The organism is Fodinibius sediminis (genome assembly GCF_900182555.1).
Classification (GTDB): Bacteria; Bacteroidota; Rhodothermia; order Balneolales; family Balneolaceae; genus Fodinibius; species Fodinibius sediminis.
In genome coordinates this window covers 73,613-83,905 of record NZ_FXTH01000017.1, presented here as the reverse complement: position 1 = coordinate 83,905, position 10,293 = coordinate 73,613, and the positions used below count along the sequence as shown (strand labels likewise).

9 protein-coding genes, 1 pseudogene and 1 CRISPR repeat array are annotated in these 10,293 nt (G+C 46.8%); of the genes and pseudogenes, 8 read left to right on the top strand and 2 right to left on the bottom strand.

The genetic code is table 11. The annotated features are described in order from the left end of the window. Nucleotides 1-123 (bottom strand): annotated as a pseudogene (locus tag FN808_RS16170) (IS1595 family transposase); the annotation flags it as partial. 31 nt (nt 124-154) lie between these two features. Between FN808_RS16170 and cas1b the strand changes: the two are divergent. After that, on the top strand, nt 155-1,255 hold the full coding sequence (gene cas1b / locus FN808_RS16165; protein ID WP_142715653.1) for a type I-B CRISPR-associated endonuclease Cas1b: 1,101 nt from the start codon (nt 155-157) through the stop codon (nt 1,253-1,255). A gap of 29 nt (nt 1,256-1,284) precedes the next feature. Continuing rightward, on the top strand, nt 1,285-1,548 hold the full coding sequence (gene cas2 / locus FN808_RS16160) for a CRISPR-associated endonuclease Cas2 (protein ID WP_142715652.1): 264 nt from the start codon (nt 1,285-1,287) through the stop codon (nt 1,546-1,548). A 209-nt stretch (nt 1,549-1,757) separates the two neighbouring features. Beyond that, nucleotides 1,758-3,768: a CRISPR direct-repeat array (repeat unit 30 nt; unit sequence GTTTTAATAGCACCTTAGAGGAATTGAAAT). 171 nt (nt 3,769-3,939) lie between these two features. On the opposite strand, the gene FN808_RS16155 is transcribed toward cas2, so the two are convergent. Beyond that, nucleotides 3,940-4,470, bottom strand: a complete 531-nt coding sequence (locus tag FN808_RS16155; RefSeq protein ID WP_142715651.1) for a PH domain-containing protein — start codon at nt 4,468-4,470, stop codon at nt 3,940-3,942. Between the two features lie 156 nt (nt 4,471-4,626). On the opposite strand from FN808_RS16155, the gene ccsA reads away from it, so the two are divergent. From ccsA to FN808_RS16125, 6 genes are all read left to right on the top strand, one after another. Then, nucleotides 4,627-5,295 (top strand): cytochrome c biogenesis protein CcsA, encoded by a 669-nt coding sequence (gene ccsA, locus FN808_RS16150; protein ID WP_246068378.1) that lies wholly within the window; start codon nt 4,627-4,629, stop codon nt 5,293-5,295. Then, nucleotides 5,292-5,570, top strand: a complete 279-nt coding sequence (locus FN808_RS16145; protein ID WP_142715650.1) for a hypothetical protein — start codon at nt 5,292-5,294, stop codon at nt 5,568-5,570. Before ccsA ends, FN808_RS16145 begins: the two co-directional genes overlap by 4 nt. Further along, nucleotides 5,560-5,961, top strand: coding sequence for a cytochrome c maturation protein CcmE domain-containing protein (locus FN808_RS16140; RefSeq protein WP_142715649.1), 402 nt, complete (start codon nt 5,560-5,562; stop codon nt 5,959-5,961). Before FN808_RS16145 ends, FN808_RS16140 begins: the two co-directional genes overlap by 11 nt. Nucleotides 5,962-5,967: 6 nt before the next feature. Continuing rightward, entirely contained in the window at nt 5,968-8,466 is a 2,499-nt protein-coding gene (locus FN808_RS16135; protein ID WP_142715648.1) for a heme lyase CcmF/NrfE family subunit, read from the top strand. A gap of 24 nt (nt 8,467-8,490) precedes the next feature. After that, complete coding sequence (truA, locus tag FN808_RS16130; protein WP_142715647.1) at nt 8,491-9,240, top strand: tRNA pseudouridine(38-40) synthase TruA; 750 nt, start codon at nt 8,491-8,493, stop codon at nt 9,238-9,240. 65 nt (nt 9,241-9,305) lie between these two features. After that, nucleotides 9,306-10,139, top strand: a complete 834-nt coding sequence (locus tag FN808_RS16125) for an amidohydrolase family protein (protein WP_142715646.1) — start codon at nt 9,306-9,308, stop codon at nt 10,137-10,139. Nucleotides 10,140-10,293 lie beyond the last annotated feature (154 nt).

Below are 10,293 nucleotides of genomic sequence, written 5' to 3'. Positions count from 1 at the left end.
GCGCAACGAAATTCCGGTCAATTCGGCCGTTTCAGTCGCGGTTAAATCCAACGAAAAACATCGAATTAAATGCCGAAATTTGGCCTCAGAAATTCTTGAACGCTTGTAATACTTGTTATTCATTGTATAGCAATATGTTACAAACTTTTATAACATGCTATACTTCATAAGACCCTATATATTTACGTCAGGCAAGCTAATTCGTAAGCAGAACACCATCTTTTTTTTGCCCTATGAGGACGAACAGGAACTTCTTGAAGAAACCGGCCAGACAAAAGAAGCCTCAACCGACTGGGAGCTGATTACCGAGGCCGGCAAGTTTAAAAAAGAATTTAATTCTGAGAATAAAAGAGTAATTCCCATTGATGATGTGGATTCACTGATGGTATTCAGTGAAATTAATTTTAATGCCCGGATGCTTCGGTTTTTGTCCAAAAAAAACATTCCAGCGCATCTGTTTAACTATTACGGGCACTACAGCGGCAGCTACTATCCCCGGGAGTATTTGTTAAGTGGTTTTCTGCTAGTTAATCAGGTCGATCATTACAAGCAGCATAAAAAGCGCATTCGTATTGCTTTGCAGCTGGTAAAGGGGGCAGCTTCCAATATGCTTCGGAATCTTAAGTATTACGACGGACGTGCCGGTGATCTAAGCCAATGGATTGAAAGAGTGGAAAAAATTTTGGATAAAGTTCCGGTGGCCAAAGATATACAGGAACTTATGGGTATGGAGGGAAATATTCGACAGGCTTATTATCAGGCATTCCCAACCATATTAGGTGACAAATACGATTTTAATAAACGCGTAAAACAACCTCCCAATAATGCTGTCAATGCACTTATTTCTTTTGGCAATTCAATGGTTTATACCACCTGTCTGACTGAAATATATAGAACGCAACTATCGCCATTGATTTCATATCTGCATGAACCCGGTGCCCGCCGTTATTCTTTGGCATTGGATTTAGCCGAAATATTTAAACCCTTACTGGCAGACCGGGTAATATTCACTTGTTTAAATCAACGGCGCATACAAGCATCCGATTTTGATGAATCACTCAACTTTTGTCACCTTACCCAAAAAGGGAGGAAGACCTTCTCCAAGGTATTTGAAGAAAAACTCCAGACTACCATTATGCACCGTGAATTGGGCCGCAAAGTTTCCTACCGTCGCCTTATTCGCATGGAGTGCTATAAGCTTGTTAAACATCTGACAGGTGCTCAGGCCTATGTGCCATTTAAAGCCTGGTGGTAGGATAATTTTTAAACGCTACAATTTGGTGTATGTATTATATACTTGTCTATGATGTGAATGTCGATCGCGTGCAGAAGATGCTCAAGTTGGTAAGGAAATACCTGAATCATGTACAGAACTCTGTTTTTGAGGGTGAACTCACCGATGCCCAGCTGGAAGAACTTAAGGATGCCGCCCGTGAGCTTATGAATGAAGATCAGGACTCTATTATCATATACTGTGTTGGTAGCAAGCGCTGGAGCAACCGCCAGGTGTTGGGCGTAGAAAAGCATAATGTCGACAATTTTGTTTAAAAAATCTCGTCGGCCAGGGCTCATTGATCCCTGTTTATTTAACACAAATCCTTTGTCCTTCAATAAATGCCCTTAAGACCGTGCTGAAGTATATGATCAAGCTCGTCGTCCCCACCTGCTTTTAGCATAATTGCCGGCAGACGATAATTTCTTGAAAATTAGGCATAAAAATCCCTATATATAGTCTCTAACCGATGTATTCGCAACGGGTTTTAATAGCACCTTAGAGGAATTGAAATTCGGATGGTCCGTTGTGAGTTGCGGCTTCTTTATCTCGTTTTAATAGCACCTTAGAGGAATTGAAATCCTATCAGCTTGACATAGGAGGCAACGCCAACGTACGTTTTAATAGCACCTTAGAGGAATTGAAATTTGATTCAGGGTAAATACTAAAAAATGCTTTCTTGCGTTTTAATAGCACCTTAGAGGAATTGAAATTCTACCTGCCATCGCAAATAATCCACAGAGGATACGGTTTTAATAGCACCTTAGAGGAATTGAAATTTAGAAAATTTGATCCATGAGCCATCTGTATTGCTAGTTTTAATAGCACCTTAGAGGAATTGAAATCGAATATGCACCTCGGGAGCGGATGACCCATCGATAGTTTTAATAGCACCTTAGAGGAATTGAAATTCACCTGCGTGAACGACATGACATTGTCGGTCTGGAGTTTTAATAGCACCTTAGAGGAATTGAAATGGTGATCGGTATCCGGATCGTCTTCATCAGCCGGAGTTTTAATAGCACCTTAGAGGAATTGAAATTACTTCCGGTTCCTTATATGCCGGTGCCGATCTCTTGTTTTAATAGCACCTTAGAGGAATTGAAATTCAGCAACCACTATGAATATACGCCCAGCTATAACGGTTTTAATAGCACCTTAGAGGAATTGAAATGATAGACAAGGTGTGCCCGGAGCTGGCACCCTACAAGGTTTTAATAGCACCTTAGAGGAATTGAAATTGCTCCCAGTGAATTGAAAGGAATGAGAACGAAATCGTTTTAATAGCACCTTAGAGGAATTGAAATTTGACTATTCCGAATATTGCGACGACTGGCACGAGAGTTTTAATAGCACCTTAGAGGAATTGAAATTAATTCATAATTAAACATATGTACGTTTGTTGTGCGTTTTAATAGCACCTTAGAGGAATTGAAATTTCGTCGCTTGCGTAAAGCTCCATAAGAGCAAAAAGGTTTTAATAGCACCTTAGAGGAATTGAAATCGTTTTGCATGATCTTGACCGCCCGTGACTGGCCGGTTTTAATAGCACCTTAGAGGAATTGAAATGGTCTAATCCGCCCGTGGTATCAGTCGTTGAACTTGGTTTTAATAGCACCTTAGAGGAATTAAAATGAGCCTGAAGACGGCGAAGAGGGCGGAACGGCTCAGAGTTTTAATAGCACCTTAGAGGAATTGAAATTATCAAGTGTTGACCTATGATGGCGTTAACTTCTATGTTTTAATAGCACCTTAGAGGAATTGAAATTCAAGTGACTTCAACAATGATTCAATCTCTTTAAGGGTTTTAATAGCACCTTAGAGGAATTGAAATCTGCTAAATCTTGTAATTGGAAAGGAGTTTCAGCAGGTTTTAATAGCACCTTAGAGGAATTGAAATATTCCTGAAACAAGAAAGCACACGGCGCGGACTTGGTTTTAATAGCACCTTAGAGGAATTGAAATCTGTGAAGTTTGCCACCGCCGTATTTGATTTTGTATATGTTTTAATAGCACCTTAGAGGAATTGAAATATGCTCTTAAGCGTGCTGGTTTCGTCTGGGGCATAGGTTTTAATAGCACCTTAGAGGAATTGAAATATTATCATACTTAATTACTTGGTCTTCTGCTTTACCGTTTTAATAGCACCTTAGAGGAATTGAAATGATATTGAAGTCTTTGCACGGCGGGCCGAAAAGAAACGTTTTAATAGCACCTTAGAGGAATTGAAATTCTCTTGCGCTTCGTATAGATAGGATAGCCAGTTGAGTTTTAATAGCACCTTAGAGGAATTGAAATGATGCATAGGGTTGCATGAGTGCCCTGTTGAGACTAGTTTTAATAGCACCTTAGAGGAATTGAAATCGCCCCAACTGTCACGATCCCGGTTCTTGAAGTCAGTTTTAATAGCACCTTAGAGGAATTGAAATGTCACCATGGATATATACGCTATCGCATTTTTCTACGTTTTAATAGCACCTTAGAGGAATTGTCCTGATACAATTACCCAAATAGGAAGGAGTTTGAAGGAATGTTCTTGTGGGGAGCGTCGTGGCAGTTCCAGTGGAAAGGGTGACATGATATTAACACTTTAGCTAACTTTGAACTACTGATCCACTCAAATAAGGATTAAAACAACAATCATGCAATCTTCCGCGCACCGGCTTTTACTCGAAGTGTTTGCGCTCTTTTTTATAATCTTCGTCCGAGAGCAGTCCCTGCTGCCACAAGCCCGTCAGGTAGTCTATTTTTTCCATGCTCCCGGGGTCATATTCCTGTTCCCGGACCCTCGTTTTTTTTTCGGGCTGTTCCCGGCGCTTCTTTTCCGCTGCAACGGCTTTTTCCAGCAATCCCTTCAGGCTGTAGGGGTTTTCCATGCCGAAGAGGGTCATCCGGGAGGTCGGGGTGCGGAGTACAAGGTCGGCCACGGTTAATTTTTTCTGCAGCCAGTTCTGGCGTACCTCCACCTTTTCAATGTTTGCGAGATCCACATTGCGGTGATATTCCCTGCCAATGGAGGAGATCTGGGTATTGGTCACCCGGTAGGAGATTCGTTTCTGTCGTTTGTATACCCAGTACAGCCCCAGGAGCCCGAGACCGAACAGCGGGATCAGCAGCACGGAGAGGAGGTAACCGACCAGGTGGTTTTTCCAGCTGATGTGAAGCGAGGTGCTTTGGGAAGTTGATTGAGGTGTCATAATCAACGATAGGTTCTTTGAAAGCAGTAATGCAGACTGTAAAGTTAGGTAAAATTTGGGGAATTTGAAGGTGAAAACACTAATTTTTCCAAAATAGATTTCGTATATTGCGATGCTTTAAGCAGACCACACTATCAGCAGGCAAACTTTTACTTGATGAGCTTGAAACCCTGGAAATATGTTGTAGCCGTCTGGATGACGGGGGTTATTGTAGCCGGATTCCTTATTCCCATTCCAGAGATACCTATTTTATTGGAATCGGCCCGGAACCTATTTCTGCACGTTCCGATGTGGTTTACCATGGCCGTCTGTTTTGTAGCGGGCTTTGTCTACAGTATTAAGTATCTGAACAACCCCGATTTGGCTACCGACCGGAAAGCGGAGTCGGCTACCCAGGTGGGGCTGCTGTTTGGCATCTGCGGATTGATTACGGGCTCGCTGTGGGCACGGTTTACATGGGGATCGTGGTGGACTTTTGCCGAGCCCCGCATGAACCTATCGGCGTTGGGGATGATGATTTACGTTGCGTATTTTGTATTGCGAACGGCTTTTGAAAACCCGGAAAAACGGGCAAAAATCGCGGCGGTCTTTAATGTGTTTGCCGCAACAACCATTCCGTTCCTGCTCTATATTATTCCGCGGCAGCTGCCCAGCCTTCATCCGGGGGCAGAGGGAAATCCGGCCTTCAGTGAAATTACGGCACCGGAACTGCGCTATATTTTTTACCCGGCGGTCATCGGATTCATTGCGCTGGCGGTCTGGCTGTATGATATCCTGTACCGCTATAAAGAAATGAAGTATCAATTCGAACACCAACAGTTATGATTTTTTCACTTATTCAGGCACAAGAAGACAGTGTTGCCGCCGTTGATACCTTGACAAAGTCCTATTCGGCAGACTGGCAGGCCAGCGAGGGGTTTGAGCAGGCTGGTCCGCTCATTCAGGCAGCTGCTTCGTATGATCTGATTTTTATTGTGCTGGGTGTCAGTCTTATTATCTGGTTTGTACTACTCTTTTTTATCATCCGGGTTGACAAGAAAGTAGGTCGGCTGGAAAATGAATTAAAACAATCTAAAAAAACGGTTCACAATGAAACCTAAACTGATTATCGGTATCATCGCGATTGTTGGCTTTACCTCCCTGCTGATGTACAACTTCGGCAACAGCATCAGCACGTACGTAAATTTTGAACAGGCTGCTGATATGAACAGTGCCCATGTTGTGGGAACCTGGGACGATTCCCGGGATTATGGATTCTCGATGGAATCCAAACAATTCACTTTCTATATGAAAGATGAGGCCGGAAATGTCCGGCGTGTGGTATACCCCAAATCCAAGCCCAATAATTTTGAGCAGGCCGACCGCCTGGTCGTCATTGGCAAAATAGAAGGGGAGGTATTTTATGCCGATGAAATGCTGATGAAGTGTCCCTCAAAGTACAATAATGCTGACGGGGCTCAGTTTGAAAAAGCAAATGTTGGCAACAGTTAGTCTTTTATGATCAAGTTTTACGGCGAATTTTTTATCAACGCGGCTTTTCTCTGTGCGATCCTGGCCACTATCGGCTATTTCCTGTACGCTCAGAACGACAAGGATCGCTATTTCAAAATTTCCAACTGGCTGTTTGGCCTGCAGGGGTTGTTCCTCCTGGCGGCCTCCGGCCTGCTGCTGCATATCATCCTCACGCACCAGTTTAATTTTTATTATGTCTACAACTACACCAGTGATGACCTGCAGCTGAAGTACCTTATTTCGGCCTTCTGGGGCGGACAGGAGGGGAGTTTCATGCTGTGGGTGCTGTTTTCTACGCTCATAGGTTTCGGACTCATGCGGTGGACGCGGAAAGCCTATCGCGGGCCGGTTCTGTTTTTTCTTACACTGACACAAATTTTTCTCCTCTCCATGGTCTCCGGTATTTCGTTCGGGGACTTCACGCTGGGGGCTTCCCCCTTTCGCTCCCTGGCGGAAGCGATGCCCAATGCCCCTTTTCTGCAGTCCAATCCGGATTTCGTACCTCAGAATGGAAAGGGGTTGAACGACCTGCTTAAAAGTCCCTGGATGATGATTCACCCGCCGATTCTGTTTGTGGGCTTTTCGATGATGACGGTTCCCTATTGTTTTGCCATGGCCGCGCTGTGGAAGAGAAAATACAACGAGTGGGTTAATCCTGCGCTGCCCTGGACACTGGGAGCGAATGTAGCACTGCTCACCGCCATTTTTCTGGGGGGGTACTGGGCTTATGTAACGCTTTCCTTTGGGGGCTACTGGGCCTGGGACCCGGTTGAAAATGCCTCTTTTGTGCCCTGGCTGCTGGGTACGGCCGGCATCCATACCATGATTATCCAGCGGAAAAGTTCGACATCACAGAAGGCTTCCATCATCTTTGCCATCCTGGCCTATGTCGCGATCGTTTATGAAACCTTCCTGACCCGGTCGGGCATCCTCTCGGATGCATCGGTTCACAGCTTTGTGGACCTTGGGCTCTACAGCCAGCTTGTTGTTTTTATGTTGGCTGTCACGGGTATTGGGCTGGGACTCTTTTTTTACCGCTACAAAGAACTGCCAAAACAGAAGAATGACTCCAGATTTTTGAGTCGGGAATTTATGACCTTTGCGGGGGCGATGATGCTGTTCCTGATCGGGCTGGTAATCATCCTGGGAACAAGTTCGCCAATCATAGGCCGGCTGTTTACAGAAAATCCCACTCCGCCGGAGGTCAGTTTTTATAATGAATGGACCATGCCCATGGCGATGGTTGCGGCCATCCTTACCGTGCTGGGACAGTACCTTTTCTGGAAGAAGCAGGACGGAGAATCCCTTGCGGAAGACCTTACCCTTCCGGTGGCCCTGACCTGCATCATCACACTGGCCTCCATTATCATCGGCGATGTCCGGAATATCTATTATATGGTATACCTGTTGACGGCCTGGTTCGCCCTTGTCGGCAATGCCGTCATTATGATTCGTCTGATCAGGCAGAACCCCATGCTCATCGGAGGGGCTCTCTCGCACATCGGTTTTGCGGTCCTGCTGCTGGGTATCCTGGCTTCGTCAGCCTATAACGAACACCTGCTGGACAGAACCACCCAGCAGTACAATGAAGCGATCCGGAGCGGAAATGTGACCGATGAACAGGGCTTTCAGAAAACCCAGACCGTCAACTTTTTAGAACTCAAACTCAACGAACCCAAGGTTGTAAACGACAAATACCGGGTAACCTACGAAGGGTATACACTCAAAAATCAGGAGCGCCCCGGACAGCAGCAATACCGCATTAAATTTGAACCTGCAGACGGCGAGGGCAGCCAATTTGTTTTGAATCCACAGGTTTACCCGATGCTTTCGTCCTCTTCTGCACAGAATATCGAATGGTCGGTGGATCCGGATGTCCGTACGGGCATGCTGAGCGATATTTACCTCTATGTATCGGGCAGTTCCTATGTACAACAGAAAAATGAGCAGGCAAAGGAACGAGCCCGTCAGGTCCGCCAGCAGACGGAGCCTGCGGCTGCCGGGATGCTGGACAGTACAAAAGTTCAGAAGATTGAGCTTGCGCAGGGCGAAACCGCCTCCGTGGGTTCGTTTGATATTACACTGAAAAGTTATAGCCAGGAGACGGAGGATGCTCCGCAGGACAGTACGATCATCGCCGTACGCGCGAATGTTGAAATTACACAGCGGGGCAGCGACAGCTCCACCTCGGTGTACCCCCTATTTTCCATCTACCAGAAAAATGGAAAAAACTGGTCCTATGCTCCTCCCACGGGTATCCCGGGCCACAATGGTACCGTACAGTTCAGCAGCGTCAATCCCTCGACCGGGAAAGTGGAGCTGACCATCCGCGGCGTGGATAAAGAAGTGAAGGAGCAGTGGGTGCTGCTTGTAGCCGAGGAGAAACCCTTTATATCTGTGGTGTGGCTGGGTACGTTTCTGCTGATGGGCGGATTCAGCATCTCTATTTTTCGCCACTGGGGACGGGAGCGAAAGAAAAGTTAGCATTACTAAACAAAGGTTAGGGCCATGCCGCGCTACAAACTGCTTATCGAATATGCCGGCACGGCATACAAGGGCTGGCAGAAGCAGCCCAATGCCCCGACGGTGGAAGGCGAGATAGAAGCCGCGTTTGCCCGCATATTACAGCAGCCGGTGGATGTGATAGGCCAGGGACGCACCGACAGCGGGGTACATGCGGAAGAGCAGATCGCCCATGTTGATTATGCGGAGGAGCTCGATCTGTACCGCCTCCAGTATGCGCTGAACGGTATCCTTCCGGATGATATCGCGATCTGGAGGATGGAAAAGGTAGATGATGAATTTCATGCCCGTTTTGATGCGCTCTATCGCCGCTACCGCTACCAGATCAGCCGACGGCCACATCCGCTGCGGAGAGAGACCTCCACGCTGGTGATGCAGGAGCTGGACATGCAGGCGATGGACTACTGTGCGGCACTGATTAAGGGAACGCACCATTTTGACAGCTTCACCAAGCCTGATAATCAGAACCCAAGTGCCCAGTGCCGGGTTACCCTCTCGGAGTTCAGGCAGGAGGGGCCACTGTTGACGTACCATATTCAGGCCAACCGCTTTGTTCGCCACTTGGTGCGGCGGCTGGTGGGGACCATGCTGCAGGTGGGCAGAGGCAAGCGGGAGGCAGCTGAATTTGAAGACATGCTGCTGAAGCCGTCGAAGGATAAAAATGGGTTTGGAGCGGCTGCCCGGGGATTGATACTTGATAAGGTGGGATATGAAACGCTTGATGATGAGGGCTAACCACCTCTTCATTTTGAGGCCGCCAGTACTGCAGCTTACACATATAATCTTGAAATCACGCTGGAATGAACAGAATCGATTCGCATCAGCACTTTTGGGAATATGATCCAGTGAGGGATGACTGGATTACCGATGAGATGGCGATACTGCAGCAGAATTTTATGCCGGAAGACCTTCAAACAGAGCTGAACAGGGTGGGGATGCAGGGCTGTATTGCCGTGCAGGCCGATCAGAGCGAGGCGGAGACTCGTTTTTTGCTGTCGCTGGCAGAGCAGCATGATATTGTCAGAGGGGTGGTCGGCTGGCTCGATATCCGTTCTGCCGAATTTCGCGAGCGGCTGGATCATTATGCCAGCAATTCGACGCTTAAAGGGCTTCGTCATCTGGTGCAGGATGAGGAGAATAATGATTTCCTGCTTCAACCTGATTTTCTGAAAGGCATCGAGATCCTGGGCTCTTACGACATGACGTATGACATCCTCATATTTGCCCATCAACTGCCGGCGGCAGTCAGTTTTGCCGGCCGCTTCCCGGATCAGACGTTCGTGCTCGATCATCTCGCCAAGCCCCTCATCAAGGCGCAGCGAATAGATGATTGGGAAGCGGGGATCCGCGATTTGGCCCAACACCCCCAGATGTACTGCAAACTATCGGGTATGGTTACTGAGGCCGACTGGGGAAACTGGTCAGCAGCGGATTTCAAACCCTATCTTGATGTGGTATTTGATGCCTTTGGCACGGACCGCCTGATGTTCGGTTCCGATTGGCCGGTCTGTCTGCTGGCAGCAGAGTACGAGGAGGTGTTTGACCTTGTCCAGGAATATATAGAGCCGCTTTCCAGGACAGAAAAAGAACAGATTCTGGGCGGCAACGCCATGCGGTGCTATGGACTGAATTAGGAGGAAACCCTCGATCCACTACAGCGGTATTTGGAGGGAGGGGGGGAAGACTTTTAGATGTTTTTGTGGAAATATTCAACTTTTTCAACTTTTTCTGTAAGGATTTCCTCCGAAATATATCTTACCTTTAGATGGAAATGATAAAAAAGAAAAG